Below are 16471 nucleotides of genomic sequence, written 5' to 3'. Positions count from 1 at the left end.
CTGCTCCGTGCCGTCCTTGCTAGGCTTTGAAGAACGCCATGATCATCAACTTCTCGGAACGTGCGCACAACCATAACTGGGACCTGGATCCCATTGTGCGATCGCTATTGGACACCGACTTTTACAAGCTGCTGATGCTGCAGTTCATCTGGAAGCATTTCCCCGCGACCGAGGTGTCGTTCAGCCTGCGGAACCGCAATGCACGGATACGGCTGGGTAGTCTCGTCCGCACGGAAGAAGTGATCGCCCAGCTGGAGCATGTGAAACGTCTGCGCTTCCGCCGGTCAGAGCTGATCTGGCTTGCTGGCAACACTTTTTACTCCACACGCGGCATCTTTGAACCTGCCTTTCTGGATTGGCTGGAGCATGGCTTCACGCTCAGCGATTACGAACTGCACGAACGCGATGGCCAGCTCGAGCTCATCTTCAGCGGCACCTGGATCAACGTGACCATGTGGGAGATTTATGCCCTCAGCATCGTGAATGAACTGAAGACCCGCGCCGCGCTCAAAGGCATGAGCGAGTTTGAACTCGACATTTTGTACGCACGCGCAAAAACACGGCTCTGGTCCAAGATCATGCGTCTGCAAAACGTTCCCGGGCTGGCGATTGCGGATTTCGGAACGCGCCGCCGCCACTCGTTTCTGTGGCAGGAATATGTGGTCGAGGCCATGCACGCGGAGCTTGGCGATGTATTCACCGGCACCAGCAACACCTTTCTTGCATACAAGCACGATCTGGAGGCGATCGGCACCAACGCCCACGAGATCCCGATGGCCATGGCCGCGTTAACCGACAATGACGAGGACCTGAAAAACGCGCAGTACCGCATGCTCGAGTTATGGCAGCAGACCTATGGCGGTGCGCTGCTTGTCATGCTGCCCGACACCTATGGCACCACCCAGTTCCTGGAGAACGCGCCCGATTGGGTCAGCGGCTGGACCGGTCAGCGGGTCGACTCCAAAGATCCGTTTGTCGCGGGCGACGAGTACATCCAGTGGCTCGAACGGCGCGGCGCCGATCCACGCGGTAAGCTGCTCATCGCAAGCGACGGGCTTGATGTGCAGGAGATCCTGAGCCTGCACGCCTACTTCGGTGGTGTTATTCAGCCCGGCGTCAGCGCCATGGATTTCCGCGACGCCAACGACTTCCAGGACGAGCGCAAATGGCGGCGCGAGCGGCGCATTCGATTTTCAGCGGGCTGGGGAACGCTGCTGACCAACGACTTCCGCGATTGCCACCCACGCAACGAGGACGGCCTGGAGCCGATCAGCCTGGTCTGCAAACTGCGAAGCGCCGGTGGACGGCCGGCGGTGAAGTTGAGTGACAACTATCTGAAAGCAAGCGGTCCGCCGGACCTGGTCGCACACTATCGCGACGTCTTCGGTCTTGCCGGCATGGCGAACCTGCCGGTGGTTGTGTAGCTACCGCGTCGCCGGACGTGAATAGATCAGCGTCTTGTGCCGGCGCAGCATCAGCACTAGCGCGCGGCGCAGAAAAATAGCAAGCAGCGGTGTCAGCACAGCGGCGCAGATGCCCCAGATCACAAGCGCGTGCCACTCCCATTGCCACATCTCATGCACCATGCGCATGGGGTGGTGGCTCATGTGGTGAATGTCCTTGGCGGTGAACGGCAGGTGCCGCGTGCGAAAGATATACACGCCCAGCTGCAGGAACGGAACGAACAGCAGCAGGTGCAGCGGCGCAACCACGTGTACGCCGATCTGGGAAGCAAGCTGGTTGAGCCCGAAAATCCAGGCCAGCAGGATCACTACGATCGTGGTCACACCCACGGTTGGATTGATTCCGATCGCCATGCCGAACGCAAGACTCCACGCCAGCCGCCGTGGTGTCACGCCGCCGCGCAGCAGGCGCAGCAAAGGCCGCAATACATGGCAGCGTAGGAATTCTCGGACTCGCTCGCCAATCAGCACGTGACATTGGACGCAAATCGGGCCGCAAAGGAACCCCGCGCTGCAGATTTGTGTGCCGTCGTTGCGTTCTGCCCTGCGTGTGAGTTACAGCAGACCGCGGCGGCGCAATGTGCCCAAAACCGCTTCCACCGACCAGTCCAACGCCTCGCAGCCATTCACGGTCAGTTCCGCATTTGCCTGGGATGGCAGCACGAACATGTCGGCCATAGGCCGCGCGGTCGCGTGGAACTGCTCGCGCACGCTTTCCTCGGTGCGGCCGCGCTCGCGCGTGTCGCGATAAATGCGGCGCGTCAGGCAAACCTCATGCGAGCAGTCCACGTACACGGTCAGTGTGTACAGCGGCAGCAGCTCAGGGTAGTGCAGTGCCAGAATGCCTTCCACAATCACGTACCGCTGGGGCGTGACCCGGTCCGTCCTGCCCAGAACGCGCGAATGCGTGCTGAAGTCATACACCGGCCGTTCGATCGGCTCGCCACGGCTCAGCCCCTGCACGTGCTCAATGATCAGTTCGCTTTCCAGCGAATCCGGGTGATCGAAGTTGCGTTTGTGGCGCGTGTCCAGCGGAAAAACCGACAGGTCGCGGTAGTACAAATCCAGCGGAAACAGCGTCGCATTCAGCTCACCCGCCAGCTCGCGCGCAAGCGTGGTCTTCCCTGAGCCGGAGCAGCCGCCAATGCCAATAACCGTGGGCCGCACCGTACCGGCAAGCGTGAGCTGTTCGGCTGGTGTTTCGCTCATGTCGACGGACTCGCGCCGCCGTTCAGGTTCGCGATTTGTGGGACCAGCGCCGTAAGCAGCGTCTCAAACGTCTTTGCCGCCCGCACGCCAACCTCCATCACTTCCAGGTGGTTCAGCGGCTCGTCCGTCACACCCGCGGCAGGGTTGGTCACCAGCGACAGGCCAAGCACTTCCAAGCCCATGTGCCTGGCCACAATCACCTCGTGTACCGTCGACATACCGACCAGGTCAGCGCCAAGCGCATGGAAGGCGCGTATCTCTGCCGGTGTTTCGTACGATGGGCCGAGCACCGCCAGGTACACGCCGGATTGCATCGTCCAGCCTTGCGCGGCGGCCTCTCGCACAGCCAAGTCCCGCAGCCGCGGCGCATAGGCCACCGTCATGTCAAAGAAGCGCAGGCCCGTGTTGGGCAGCACGCCAAATCTGGCCTCGTTCCGGCCCAGTGCGGCATTCGTGCCCGTCAGGTTGATGTGATCGCGAATGGCGACGACCGAGCCGGGCGAGTAGCTGCGATTGATTCCGCCCGCGGCATTTGTCACCACCAGCTGCCGCACGCCAAACAGACCCAGAACCCGCACCGGAAACGTGACCTCGTCCATTGCATATCCCTCATACGCATGCACGCGTCCCTGCATCACCGCCACCGCAACGCCGCCAACCGTACCCAGCACCATACGGCCATGGTGCCCTTCGACGGTCGATTGCGGAAAGTGCGGAATGCTCGCATAGGGCACGACTGTGGCGTTCTCAACCGAGTTGGCGAACTCCCCCAACCCGGACCCCAGGATGATGCCCACCCGCGGCCGCAGCGACGTCTTGCTGCTTAGAAGCGCCGCGGCTTCAGATGCCTGGTCAAAGATGCTTTTCATTTTGCCCTTCTGTAAGGCGGGACCGCAGTTCATTCGAGATACTTCGCGATGTGTGAAGTATGGCGATGATAATAAGAGTGTCTTGCTTACGAAGAAGCACGATGTAGTACGGGTCAATTAACCAAAATCGCACATGGCGCTTGGTGATATGAGGATGCTGTCCTGCACTGTCCGGCCAGCGTTGAAGATGCATGAATGCGTCATTTACCTGCTCAATAAAGCGGTTCGCGCCGTAACTGTTTTCGCCATAGAAGTCGATAATCTCGTCGCGGTCCAACCTTGCCTGACGAGTGACCTCGATCCTGGTCAAGCTGCACGTGTCCGGCGCGCATTCAACTCTGTAAGAAACTGCTCAGCCGGAACCGTGCGTCCAGCTGCTGCATCGGCGAGACCCGCTTCGATTCGCTCTTGGACGTACTCGAGGTAAACATCATCATGGGGACCGTCGTTCCAAGCAGCGGCTTGATGAATGCTGCTGTCCAACGCCTGCTCTAGGGTTTGGTACTGCCCACGCTCAACCCGCTGCTGCAGGATGCGGTATGCCTCGTCGCTGATTTCTATGGTCACTTTTACCCTCCGCGTCTTCAGCATAGCGCGGCGTTCCGCGCCGGTGCGCAACGTGCTCCGCGCTTCAGCACTCTTATCTGGAACGAGGTGTACGCATGTTTACGTTAGTCGGCGCAGCAGCAGCGATTTTCATTGTGATCGCGGTAATTGGCATCTTTTACTTCGCCGGCAACCGCGGACGACAGGCCAACGTCGCGAATCAGGAGAACGCCGCGAAGGGCCACCAGCAGAGCGTTCCCCATGAGCCGGCGCGTTCGCAGGGGCGGGGCGATCTCTAGAATGACCGAACCGCTGCGCACTCACCTACCGCAGCAGCATGCTCACAATGCTGGCGCTCATCATGTTCGCCATCGTGCCGGCCAGCATCGCACGCAATCCAAGTCGCGCCAGTTCGTTGCGCCGGTTTGGAATCAACGCGCCGATGCCGCCGATCTGCATCCCGACTGAGCCCAGGTTTGCGAAACCACACAGCGCAAACGTCGCTATCGCCAGCGTGCGCGTGCTGATCTGGTGCGCGTTCGCCAACTGACCCAGCTGCGTGTATGCGATGAACTCGTTCAGGACCGCGCGCGTTCCAATCAGGTTGCCGATCGTTGGCGCGTCGTGCCACGGGATGCCAATGAGCCAGGCAATCGGCGCGCAGAAGAACCCAAGAATCACGTTCAGCGAAGAGGGAAACGCAAGGGCGTGCCCGCCCACGGTATGCACGCCGATTAGGTTGTGAATGCCCAGCAGAATGCCATTCAGCAGCCCCACGAGTGCGAGAAAGCTGATCAGCATGATCGCTACATTAAACGCGAGCTGGCCGCCGTCAATGGTGCCGCGCGCGATCGCACCGATCAGGTTTTCGTTCGTGTGCTCGTCCTCGGTTTCAATGTGTACCGTGCCGAGCGTCGCAGGCACCTCGGTCTCGGGCACCAGCATCTTCGCGATCAGGATCGTGCCCGGCGCCGTCATGATCACGGCACTCAGCAGGTCCTGCGCACGAATGCCGAACGAGATGTACGCCGCCATGATGCCGCCCGAAACGTGCGCCATCCCGCTCGTCATAATGGTCATCAGCTCAGACCGCGTGGCGCCGTTCAGAAATGGCCGAATGGTCAGCGGTGCCTCGGTCTGCCCCATAAAAATGCTGGCCGCCACGTTGGTTGACTCCGCTCCGCTGGTGCCCATGGTCCGCTGCATCAACCATGCCGCGCCGCGGATCACCCACTGCATGATGCCCAGGTGGTACAGCACCGCAAACAATGCCGACACAAAGATGATTGTCGGCAGCACGGCAAACGCGAACACCTGCAGCGGGCTCCTCGTGTCGCCCAGCTTGCCGAACACCAGCGACGACCCATCCACTGAATGCGCCAGCAACGACGTAACCGCACCCGCAAGCTTCTGCAAGGCGATCTGGCCATAGGGAAACCGGATCACCAGGAATGCAAACAAGACCTGCAGCCCCAAACCCCACGCGACGGTACGCCACCTGATCGCACGGCGGTCCGTGGACAACGCATACGCCAGGCCCAGCAGAACGAGCAGTCCGAGCAGACCGGTAAAACGAGCCAAGGGAGGCACCTCCTGAGCGATCCTGGTGCAGTAATTAAGTGCAGCAATTAAGTGCAGCAATTCAAGTGCACCGAATGCCGCCGCCCTGAGTGTAGCGGATACCTCCATCACCAGGCGCTCGGATTCAGGCACCCACCAGGGTTTACAGCGGCGGCAGGCCCGTAAAGCTCGACGTGAGCCGCTCCCGGTGCTCACCCGGCCGCTCGGTTTCCGCCTTGCGCAGGTCGGTGTCGCCAATCACCTGTCCGTACTCCAGCACCGTCACCATCAGCACGCCGCCGCACACGTTCCCCGCAAGCGCGAGCCCTAGCCAGCGCGGGTACGCCAGCCATGGCAGATTATGGGTGAGCACGGCGGCAATCACCTCGCCACTGCCCGCAATGCAGTGCGCAAAGCCTCCCAGGCCCACTACAAACGTCAGGCTGAAGATGATCATTACCGAGCCGGTGATCGAGTGCGATCCGGAAACAAGCCATGCCACGCTCGCAATCATCCAGCCGCCCATGACACCGCTCCAGAAGATGGTCGCCGCGGGGTGCTGCGAAGCCTCCATGCCCAGGCGCACCAGCGCATTCAAAATGCGCGGCTGCAGCGCGGGCGTGTAGCTGGCCAAGCCGGCAAACGCCGCCGCGCCCAGAACGTTGCCGGGCAGCACCAGTGACCACAGCCGCAATGTGCTCCATACGTGTTTTTTGCGCGCCAGCACCAGCGCCACCGGATAAAGCGTGTTTTCAGTAAATAACTGCGCGCGGCCCAGAATCACCGTGATGAAGCCAAGCGGGTAAAACAGCTTTGCGCAGAAACCCGCCACCGGTCCGTCGCCCAGCAGAGCCAGTGCGATTGCCGTACCCAGAGCCGAAAGACCCATAAACGTGCCGCCCGCAAACGCCGAAATAAACAGCGATGGCGCGGTGCGCTTCAGTTCATCTTCGGCGTTGCTAAGCACCTGGCGGTAAATCTGCTCGGCGCTGGGCCGGTCCAGGTTCTGCTGACTCGACTGTGCGCCAGTGGACTCTTCGGCCGGCGCTGCTGCTTCATTCGGCATGCCTCGGTCAGATGCATGCTGCCGTTCGCCATTCGCCTCGCCCTGTCATTTCTCTCGCGGTGTTACGGCTACAGATCGGCTGCGGCAATCACCGCACGCACCATCGGCTGGCGCTCGTACGGCTCATGAGTGATGCGCAGGGTTTCGCGAAGCATCCGCTCGGGTGTGTCCAGCAGTGCGCCCTCTTCACTAAAGAGCGTGATCATCGGCTGCCCAGCTTCGATGCGGTCCCCTAGTTTCACATGCATTTCAATACCGGCATGCGCCGCGACAGGGCCGCCCGGCACCTCGCGTCCCGCACCAAGCCGTTGCACCGCCCAGCCGACCTCCGTGCAATCCATGCCGGTCAGCGTGCCCGCATGTTCCGCCTTCAGAACGCGTTGCGCGGCAGGCCTGTGGTGTGCGGCAGGATTCTTAAACACGCTCACGTCACCGCCGTGCAGCCGCACCATCTCGATCCACTTGGCATACGCGCTGCCGTCGTGCAGCAACGCCGCGGCGCGCAGCTTGCCTTCGTCCGCGCTCTCAGCTTTCCCGCCCAGGAACAGCATCCACCCCGCCAGCGTGATCGACAAGTCGATCAGGTCCGCCGACAGCGGATGCGAGCGATCCCGCAAAATGTCCACGCACTCCCAAACCTCAACCCAGTTACCCGCGAAGCGGCCCAGCGGCTCATTCATGCGCGTCAGCAGCGCAACCGTCTTTGTCCCGCTCGCCTCGCCCGTCGCTACCATCAGCTCCGCCAGGTGCCGCGCATCCTCATCGCGCCGCATAAACGCACCACTACCGGTCTTCACGTCTAGCACTAGACCGTTCAGACCGCTTGCCAGCTTCTTCGACATGATGCTGGCGCAGATCAGGTTCGGCGACTCCACCGTGCCGGTGTGATCGCGCAGCGCATACAGGATGCGGTCCGCCGGCACCAGGTTCTCCGTCTGCCCGATCATGCTCGCTCCACACGCGGCCAGCACGCGCCCAAACTCCTCGAGCGACAGCTGCGTGTTATACCCCGGGATCGTCTCCATCTTGTCCAGCGTGCCCCCGGTGTGGCCCAGCGAACGACCGCTGATCATGGGGTCCGCCAGCCCCGCCGCCGCTACGATCGGCGCGATCAGCAGCGACGTCTTATCGCCCACCCCACCCGTCGAGTGCTTATCCACCGTGAACTTTCCCAGCGGAGCGGAATCAAACGTCTCGCCCGAGTACCGCATCGCCGACGTCAAATCCGCCAGCTCCCGCCGCGACAGCCCGCGTTGAAAGATCGCCATCAGCCACGACGCAATCCGCGCATCCGTGATGCTCCCGTCCACCACGCCGGTGATGAAGCTCTGAATCTCGTCGCGCGAAAGTTCCTGGCCATCGCGCTTGTGCAGGATGACGTCAATCGGATGAATCTTTGACATGTGCTACGGCTTCGTTCTGCAATCACAACAACTGCGGTAGAGAAGTTACGTTGAAGCTGGCAGGTAACAAGTCCGCCAGCGTGCACTCGCCGGCCGTGCCGCCGTCGCCCGGATACAGGATGCGGCAAGTGCCGTCCGCAAATTCCGCGATCGTCTGCCTGCATGCGCCGCATGGCTGGCACGCCACGGTCGGATCCGCGTTGGCGACCGCGACCGCCACAATGCGAACGCCCGGCCCATGCTCCGTCACCGCACGTGCGATCGCGGTTTGTTCCGCGCAGCATGTAAGCCGGAAGCTCACATTCTCCACGTTACAGCCGCACACCGTTGCGCCGTTCTCAAGCAGTACCGCCGCACCCACGAAGAAGCGGCTATAAGGCGCATACGCGTTCTGTGCCGCCTTAGCCGCCGCACCGCGTAGCGCCTCAAGCTGCTCCGCAGAAAGCGTTCCGGGTTCGGCTGTTTGCGGCATAGAAAATCGAGGCTAAACCCACACGTTCTGTAGCGCAAGGCAAGCGGCGAAGCAGGGCAGTGCCGCATCCAATTCCCAGCGCCACAATATGCCAGTTAAGACCGAAGATGAATTGAAGCCGAAGCCCGTAAAGCGAGTGAAGAAGCAAATCATTGCAGGCAATACGCTCGTGCCCCACGTTCGCGAAGCTAACGTGGGTTCTTCGCGTGAAGATGCTTCATCCATCGCCACACTCACTACGCAGACATCCACCACAGAACCGCAGCGGGACGTACTCGAACTTTTCCACCCGGTCACGGCCGAGTGGTTCCGCCAGGTCTTTGAAGGACCCACCCAGCCGCAGCGCGAGGGCTGGCCCGCCATCGCCAGCGGCGACTCGACACTCATCCTCGCCCCCACCGGCACCGGCAAAACGCTCACCGCCTTCCTGTGGTGTCTCGACAAGCTCATGCTGCAGGACACCCGCGCCAAAGACGCCGTCGCAGCCGCTGTGCCCGCGCCCAAACCCATCCGCGCGCGCCGCCGAAAAGGCGAGAAAGCCGAACCCAAACCTCTGCTGCCTCCCGGCACAGGCGTTCGCGTCATCTACATCTCGCCACTCAAAGCGCTCGCGGTCGACGTGGAACGCAACCTCCGCTCGCCGCTCGCCGGCATCAGCAACATGGCCCAGCGCATGGGCATCCCGGTGCACACCCCGGAGATCAGCGTCCGCACCGGCGACACCCCGTTCGCCGAACGCGCGAAGTTCGCCAAGCACCCCGGCGATATCCTCATCACCACGCCCGAGTCGCTCTACCTTCTGCTCACCTCCAACGCCAGCGAAGCCCTGCGTACCGTCGAAACCGTCATCATCGACGAAATCCACGCGCTCGTTCCTTCTAAGCGCGGCGCCCACATGGCGCTCTCCCTCGAGCGCCTCGAAGCCCTTGCCGGCCGCAAGATCCAGCGCATCGGCCTTTCTGCCACGCAGCGCCCACTCGAAGAAGTCGCCCGCTTTCTCGGCGGCGCCGACGGTTTCGCGAGTACAGGGAACAGGGAACAGGAAACAGGGACCAGTGAACAGGAAACAGGGAACAGGCAACAGGAAACAGGGGGCAGGGAGCTATTTGGAGCTCCGCTGGATTCCGTGCCCCACGTTCGCGAAGCTAACGTGGGTTCCACCCCCGGCGAACCGCTCAGCGCGCCTCCGCTCGGCGCGGCTTCAGCCGCCGAGGTAGTCAGGCTCGCTTCGAACAAGAGCGGCTTTAGCCGCCGAGGTGACGCTGTCCATACTGCCGCTGCCGATCTTGTTGCCCCCGGCGCAAACACTCAAACTGTTGTACAAGCGTTTGAACCCATCGACACCGTCGCGGTCGCACCAGACATCGGCGAACAAGCCGGCACCGCCGCCCTCGCCCTCGGCGAAGACGCCCTCTCCCCAATGAACGCGCCTGCTGCTCCCTCCTCCCTGCCCCCTGTTCCCTCCGACGGCGGAACGCCCACCGGCATCCGCTACCGCCCCGTCACCATCGTCAACGCCGGTGCACGCAAGGTCCTCGAACTCACGGTCGAGGTGCCCGTCGAAGACATGGCCCGCCTCGGCGAAATCCAGGACACGCCCAGCGGCCCCGCCTCGCAGGGCCCCAAGCGCACCAGCATCTGGCAGAGCATCCACCCGCGCCTGCTTGAGATCATTCGCGCCCACACCTCGACCATCCTCTTCGTCAACGCCCGCCGCATCGCCGAGCGTCTCGCCGGAGCGATCAACGAACTTGCCGGTGAACAGATCGCCCGCGCTCATCACGGCTCCCTCGCCGCCTCGCAGCGCACCGAAATCGAAGAGCTTCTCAAGGCCGGTCACATCCGCGCGCTCGTCGCTACATCGTCGCTCGAACTCGGCATCGACATGGGCGCGGTCGATCTCGTCATCCAAATTGAGGCACCGCCCTCCGTCGCCAGCGGCATGCAGCGCATCGGCCGTGCCGGCCACCAGGTGGGCGCTCCGTCCAAGGGCATCATCTTCCCGAAGTACCGCGCCGACCTGATCGCCTGCGCCGCCGTCACCCGTGCCATGCACGAGGGCCACGTTGAATCCACGCGCTTCCTGCGCAACGCTCTGGATGTGCTCGCGCAGCAGATGGTCGCCATCATTGCGCAACCGCCGCTCGACGAGGAGCATGCCGCGCGCCGCATCCAGAAATATCGCAGCGACGAGGACGAGTCGCCCGGCATCAGCTATGACCAACTGCTCGGCATCATCCGCTCCTGCGCGGGCTATGCGGGCATCAGCATCGCCGTCTTCGAGGGCGTGCTCGACATGCTCGCCGGCCGCTACCCCTCTGACGAGTTCGGCGAACTGCGCCCGCGCGTCACCTGGGACCGCCAGCGCGGCTGGCTCACGCCGCGCCAGGGCGTGAAAAAGATCGCGATCCTGAACGGCGGCACCATCCCCGACCGCGGTCTTTACGGCGTCTTTCTCTCGGGCGAACGCTCGAAGCCGATCCGCGTCGGCGAACTGGACGAGGAAATGGTCTTCGAAGCCCGCACCGGCGAAACCTTTATCCTTGGTGCCTCGACCTGGCGCATCGACGAGATCACGCATGACCGCGTCCTCGTCTCGCCAGCGCCCGGCGAACCCGGCAAAATGCCCTTCTGGCACGGCGACCAGGCCGGTCGCCCGCTGGAGTTCGGCCGTCGCATCGGCACGCTTATCCGCGAGCTGCGCGACATGCCGCGCAACGCCGCCGTCACGCGCCTCACCCGCGAGCACGACCTCGACCAACTCGCCGCGGAAAACGTGCTTCGCTACCTCGCCGACCAGGAGGTTGCGACGGAGATCGTGCCCGACGACCGCACCATCGTCGTCGAGCGTGTCCGTGACGAGCTCGGCGACTGGCGCGTCTGCGTTATGACGCCCTTCGGCTCGCGGGTGCACGCGCCCTGGGCCATGGCGGTCACCGGCCGCATCCGCGCGGCGGGCGGCGCCGATGTGGAAGCCATGTGGAGCGAGGACGGCTTCGTCATCCGCTTTCCCGAAGCCGACACCGCGCCCGACGTCGAACAGTTCTTTCCCGAGGGCCAGGAAGCCGTTGAGTTCGTCCAGCGCCAGCTTGGTTCCACCGCGCTCTTTGCCGCCAAGTTCCGCGAAGCCGCCGCACGCGCCCTGCTCCTCCCACGCCGACGCGCCGACGGCCGCACACCGCTCTGGCAGCAGCGCAAGCGCGCCTACGACCTGCTCAGCGTCGCCGCACGCTACCCGCAGTTCCCCATGCTGCTTGAGGCGTACCGCGAATGCCTGCGCGACGTCTTCGACATGCCCGCCCTGCGCGAAATCCTGCAGGCCGTCTCGCAGCGCCAGATCCGCGTCCACACCGTCGACTCGCGCACGCCCTCGCCCTTCGCGGCGGCGCTGCTCTTCTCCTACGTCGCGAATTACATCTACGACGGCGACGCCCCGCTCGCCGAACGCCGCGCCCAGGCGCTCTCCATTGACCAGGAGCAACTGCGCGAACTTCTGGGCGACGCCGATCTCCGCGAACTCCTCGATGCAAACGCCATCGAAGAAACCGAAGAGCAGCTCCAAATGCTCGCGCCCGACTACCGCGCGCGCTCCATGGACGGTGTCCACGACCTGCTGCTCCGCCTCGGTGACCTGAACCGCGCCGAACTGCTCAAACGCGTCACCTCGGCAGAGGTCGCCATCACCGTCGACCGCCTGCAGAAATCCCGCCGCGTGCTCGAGCTGATGATCGCCGGCGAAAAACGCCTGATCGCCGTCGAAGACGTTGCCCGTTACCGCGACGCTCTCGGCATCCCGCTTCCTCCGGGCCTGCCCACTGCCTTCCTCGATCCCGCGCCCGACGCCATGCTCGACCTCATCCGCCGCTTCGGCCGCACCCACGGCCCCTTTACTACGGCCGAAGTCGCCTCGCGCTTCCGCATCCCCACCGAGACCGCCGAAGCCGTCCTTCAGCGGCTTGTCCAGACCGGGCGCGTCGTCGAGGGCGCCTTCAAGCCTGGCGGCTTCAGCCGCGAGTGGTGCGATTCCGAAGTTCTCCGCACCATTCGCCGCCGCTCGCTCGCCAAGCTCCGCAAAGAAGTGGAACCGGTCGAACAGCAGACCCTCGCGCGCCTCTTCACCCACTGGCAGGGCGTGCTCACACCGCGCCGCGGCCTCGATGCCTTGCTCGACGTGGTCGAAACCCTGCAGGGGGCGCCGCTGCCCGCATCCCTGCTCGAAACCGAAATCTTGCCCGCGCGCATCGCCGGCTACAAGCCCGCCGACCTCGACACGCTCATCGCCGCCGGCGAGGTCACCTGGGCCGGCCTCGAACCGCTCGGCGAACGCGATGGCCGCATCGGTCTCTACCTCGCCGAAAAACTGCCGCTGCTCTGGCCCGTTGTCAACACGCAGCAAGCCGCAGCGGTTATCGAATCCGAGTCGCCCACGAAAGATCGCGAAGAGCGAGTGCTCGACTACCTGCGCGCCCACGGCGCCTCGTTCTTCCAGAACCTGCACGACGGCACCGGCGGCGGCTACCCCGGCGACACCATCGACTCGCTCTGGAATCTGGTCTGGCGCGGCGCTGTCACCAACGACTCGCTGCAATCCCTACGCGCCTACACCGATCGCAACGCTACCGGCAGCCGCGGCACAACCAATCACCAGGGCAAGCCGCAGCGCCGCATCCACAACCAGGCCGCGTCCTTTCGCTCCCGCCGCACCACCCCACCCACCGTGCAGGGCCGCTGGGCACTCCACCCCGCGTATGTCACCAGTGCCCCACCTTCACCGATGGCTTTATCGTCGGTTATGGGTTCCGGACAGCGCTCCGCGACCGAGTGGTCCCACGCCGAAGCCCACCAGCTCCTGCAGCGCTACGGCGTCGTCTTCCGCGAAACCGCGCACGCCGAAAACCTGCCCGGCGGCTTCTCCGCAATTTACGACGTGATGAAGGCGCTCGAAGAGTCCGGCAAGATCCGCCGCGGCTATTTCGCCGCTGACCTCGGCGCCACGCAATTTGCCCTGCCCAGCGCGCTCGATCTTCTACGCTCACTCCGCACCAAGCGCCCCGACACCGACCCTGAGATGATCGTCCTCGCCGCCACCGACCCCGCCAACCCCTACGGCGCGCTGCTCAAGTGGCCGCAACCCGCCGACGGCGGCGGCTCGCTTACCCGCACCGTGGGCGCGCGTGTCGTTCTGGCCGACGGCGCTCTGGTCGCCTACCTTCGTCGCGGCAACCCCAACCTGCAGATTTTCCTGCCCGAGGAAGAGCCGGGGCGCACCCAGGTCATGCGCGCCCTCGCCCGCTACTTCGTCATCATGGCCCAGGCTGGCGCGGGCCGCATCGGCGAGCCCGCCACCGACCAGTCGGGCCGCATCGGCATGCTCATCTCGCAACTCAACGGCACACCCGTCGCCGAACACCCCATGGCCCGCGCCCTGCTCGACGCCGGCTTCCAGGCCGCCCCCATGGGCTTCAACCTGCGCCGCAACCTGCCCCCTCTTCCCGCCACCATGCTCACCGCCCAAAACGGTGGCCGCACCGTCGGCAACGCCTAGAGCACGGCTCCATGCGCCCGCGGAAGCCGCAAGCGCATCCCCATCAAGATCAGGGCGACCAGGCAGATCACCTCGCTGTAGAAGTGACCGCGCAGGATCGCAAACCGGCCCAACTCAAGCGCGTATGGGTCCTGCGCCAGCGGCGGCAGATTCAGCAGCACGATCCCAGCCATCACGCCCCAAAGCCACGGCGCGCGTAGCGACCATGCCATCTGCGCCAGCACCATCAGCGGCACAATCAGCACGATGGAGTAGTGCGTCCATTCGATTGGAGCGAAGGTCGTTGCGCCCACCATCGCGAGCAGTGCTCCCACTGGCGCAGCCATCGAAGCACCGCCACGCCTCCCGTCGATCGTTCCACCCTCAGCAGCCGTCAAACTACTGTCACGCCTCCTGTCGATCCACCCACCCGCTGCGGCGGTCACGACCAACAGGCCAGAGCAGACCAGCCGCAGCGCATTCGGCAGCGGCAACGTCCGGAACGAGTCGAACTTCACGTGGATGAAGAAATCCATCCACCACGCCGCCAGCGACTGATTGTTCATCGCCGGCAACAGCGTGTGCGAGATGCGTTCGATCGTCGCACTGTAGGTCGCCATCAGTTGCGGCCCGGCGATCAGGCGCGTTGCGATCCATAGCGCGGCGGACCACGCCGCCGCGTACGCCGCCGCCTTCCACTGGCGTCGCACCAGCCAATACACCACCAGCACACCGGGCGTGATCTTGACCGTGGCTGCAATCGCAAGCAGCAGCCCCGCGGTCACCGGCCGGTCGCGGTCGGCAAGCATCACCGCCGCCACCATGGCCAGCACAAAGAACACATGCGTCTGCATCAGCTGCATGCTGTATTGGAACGGCGACAAAAACCACAGCACCACCAGCACACAAGCAAGCGGAATCGGCCGCAGCAGCGCGGGCGCCCAGTATCGCCCAACCAGAAACACCAGCGCCGCAAACGAAAGCAGCGCAAGCACCGCAAAGATCCATTCAAACTGGTTCCACATCGTATGCCGGCACAGCGGCACCAACGCATACCCCCACAACGGCGTTTGCACGTAGGGATGCAAAAAGGCCGTGAAACCACCCTGATCCGCGGCATGTTGCCAAGGGTCATCCGGACCGATCGCCGCAAAATTCTTGGGATCGTGCGCATACAGATGGTCCTGCTGCCCCGTAGCAATCAACCGGCAGCCCACGTACGACGACGCAAGATCGTCGCCATCGGCTCCCACCACAACGTTGAAGTACACAAGACCTGCCGCCACAAATGCGGCGAGCAGCGCCAATATCGTCCATAGCTGTACCCGTTGCCTGGTCACAATCTCGTCTATTGTGCAACGCGGGCAAACGCAGCGTATGCCGCGCGCAGCACATCTCATTCCTCAGATGCCTGAAGGAGATACCATCTACCGCGCCGCCCGCGCCCTGGGCAAGGTGCTGACCGGCAAGGTCGTCACGCGCTTCGAAACCGCATACGCGCACCTCGCGACGGTCAACGACGACCGCCCGGTTGTCGGCCGCGTCATCGAAAAAGTGGAAGCCCGCGGCAAGTGGTGCCTCCTCTTCTTTTCCGGCGACCTCATCCTCGTCACCCACATGCTCATGAGCGGATCGTGGCACATTTACCGAACCGGCGAGAAGTGGTGGGGCCCCAAAAAAGCCGCGCGCGTTTGGCTCGATGTCGAGGGCTGGCAGGCCGTCGCCTTCAACGTTCCTGTGGCCGAGTTCCACACCGCCAGCTCGCTCGAGCGCAAATCCAGCGTGCCCAAACTCGGACCAGACATCCTCTCCGACAGCTACTCCGCTGAATCGGGTCTCACCGCATTACAGGCCCGCAAAACATCGCACCCTGACGACGAGATCGCCAACGTCCTGCTGAACCAGCGCGTGCTCGCCGGCCTCGGCAACGTCTACAAAAGCGAGGTCGCCTTCGCCGCGCGAGTCCACCCCTTTCGCCACATGAGCACCATCACCGATGCCGAGATGCTGCAGATGGCCGACGTTTCGCAGCGCTACATGCGAGCCAACGTCCTCGACGGCAGCTCCGCGACCGGTGGCGACGGCATCGTCACCTACACCGGCAACCGCCGCACCACCAACAACGCCAACGAGAAAAACCGCCTCTGGGTCTACGGCCGCCGCGGCCAGGAGTGCCGCCGCTGCGGCGCCCTCGTCGAATACCGCAAGCAGGGCCCCGGCGCCCGCTCCACCTACTGGTGCCCCGACTGCCAGCCCTGGGTGCCGTCCCAGCAGCAACTCGCCACCGGCGCCACCCCAACCGACGCACCCAAAGGCTGGAATGGCGCCATCCGCCGCAACCGCGTCGGCTGCTAAGCCT

Annotated in this window: 14 protein-coding genes; 4 read left to right on the top strand and 10 right to left on the bottom strand. The window is 63.8% G+C overall.

All coding sequences use genetic code 11. From position 1 onward, the window contains the following. The first annotated feature begins 38 nt into the window (after positions 1-38). Positions 39-1424, top strand: coding sequence for a nicotinate phosphoribosyltransferase (locus tag ACOFKT_RS13425; protein WP_419804486.1), 1386 nt, complete (start codon positions 39-41; stop codon positions 1422-1424). Here the strand turns inward: ACOFKT_RS13425 and ACOFKT_RS13420 are convergent, their stop codons facing one another. From ACOFKT_RS13420 to ACOFKT_RS13400, 5 genes are all read right to left on the bottom strand, one after another. Next, positions 1425-1889 carry a DUF2062 domain-containing protein gene (locus ACOFKT_RS13420; protein ID WP_419804485.1) on the bottom strand — a complete coding sequence of 155 codons (465 nt, stop codon included), beginning with the start codon at positions 1887-1889 and terminating at the stop codon, positions 1425-1427. A gap of 129 nt (positions 1890-2018) precedes the next feature. Beyond that, positions 2019-2672, bottom strand: coding sequence for a uridine kinase (udk, locus tag ACOFKT_RS13415; protein ID WP_419804484.1), 654 nt, complete (start codon positions 2670-2672; stop codon positions 2019-2021). Next, positions 2669-3541, bottom strand: a complete 873-nt coding sequence (locus ACOFKT_RS13410; RefSeq protein WP_419804483.1) for a purine-nucleoside phosphorylase — start codon at positions 3539-3541, stop codon at positions 2669-2671. The genes udk and ACOFKT_RS13410 overlap by 4 nt, the downstream gene beginning before the upstream one ends. Next, positions 3525-3851 carry a type II toxin-antitoxin system RelE/ParE family toxin gene (locus tag ACOFKT_RS13405; protein WP_419804482.1) on the bottom strand — a complete coding sequence of 109 codons (327 nt, stop codon included), beginning with the start codon at positions 3849-3851 and terminating at the stop codon, positions 3525-3527. Before ACOFKT_RS13405 ends, ACOFKT_RS13410 begins: the two co-directional genes overlap by 17 nt. Further along, entirely contained in the window at positions 3848-4132 is a 285-nt protein-coding gene (locus tag ACOFKT_RS13400; protein WP_419804481.1) for a hypothetical protein, read from the bottom strand. Before ACOFKT_RS13400 ends, ACOFKT_RS13405 begins: the two co-directional genes overlap by 4 nt. 71 nt (positions 4133-4203) lie before the next feature. On the opposite strand from ACOFKT_RS13400, the gene ACOFKT_RS13395 reads away from it, so the two are divergent. Beyond that, positions 4204-4386: a hypothetical protein gene (locus ACOFKT_RS13395; protein WP_419804480.1), complete on the top strand. Its 183-nt coding sequence runs from the start codon at positions 4204-4206 to the stop codon at positions 4384-4386. Between the two features lie 25 nt (positions 4387-4411). On the opposite strand, the gene ACOFKT_RS13390 is transcribed toward ACOFKT_RS13395, so the two are convergent. From ACOFKT_RS13390 to cdd, 4 genes are all read right to left on the bottom strand, one after another. After that, entirely contained in the window at positions 4412-5668 is a 1257-nt protein-coding gene (locus ACOFKT_RS13390; RefSeq protein ID WP_419804479.1) for a NupC/NupG family nucleoside CNT transporter, read from the bottom strand. A gap of 142 nt (positions 5669-5810) precedes the next feature. Continuing rightward, positions 5811-6713 (bottom strand): formate/nitrite transporter family protein, encoded by a 903-nt coding sequence (locus ACOFKT_RS13385; RefSeq protein WP_419804478.1) that lies wholly within the window; start codon positions 6711-6713, stop codon positions 5811-5813. A gap of 68 nt (positions 6714-6781) precedes the next feature. Continuing rightward, positions 6782-8116 (bottom strand): thymidine phosphorylase, encoded by a 1335-nt coding sequence (locus ACOFKT_RS13380; protein WP_419804477.1) that lies wholly within the window; start codon positions 8114-8116, stop codon positions 6782-6784. A gap of 22 nt (positions 8117-8138) precedes the next feature. Next, a complete protein-coding gene (gene cdd, locus ACOFKT_RS13375; RefSeq protein WP_419804476.1) occupies positions 8139-8588 on the bottom strand; it encodes a cytidine deaminase in 450 nt (149 codons plus the stop codon). Positions 8589-8781: 193 nt separating this feature from the next. On the opposite strand from cdd, the gene ACOFKT_RS13370 reads away from it, so the two are divergent. Next, positions 8782-14133, top strand: a complete 5352-nt coding sequence (locus tag ACOFKT_RS13370) for an Lhr family helicase (RefSeq protein WP_419804475.1) — start codon at positions 8782-8784, stop codon at positions 14131-14133. Here ACOFKT_RS13370 and ACOFKT_RS13365 read toward each other — a convergent pair. After that, positions 14130-15419: a glycosyltransferase family 87 protein gene (locus tag ACOFKT_RS13365; protein ID WP_419804474.1), complete on the bottom strand. Its 1290-nt coding sequence runs from the start codon at positions 15417-15419 to the stop codon at positions 14130-14132. The genes ACOFKT_RS13370 and ACOFKT_RS13365 overlap by 4 nt on opposite strands. Positions 15420-15519: 100 nt before the next feature. Here ACOFKT_RS13365 and ACOFKT_RS13360 point away from each other — a divergent pair, with 100 nt between their 5' ends. Further along, positions 15520-16467: an Fpg/Nei family DNA glycosylase gene (locus ACOFKT_RS13360; protein WP_419804473.1), complete on the top strand. Its 948-nt coding sequence runs from the start codon at positions 15520-15522 to the stop codon at positions 16465-16467. Positions 16468-16471: the final 4 nt, after the last annotated feature.

Source organism: Terriglobus sp., assembly GCF_965201105.1.
In the GTDB taxonomy this organism is placed as follows: Bacteria; Acidobacteriota; Terriglobia; order Terriglobales; family Acidobacteriaceae; genus Terriglobus.
Note: the sequence above shows the minus strand (reverse complement) of the source record. Positions and strands in the feature narration are given on the sequence as shown.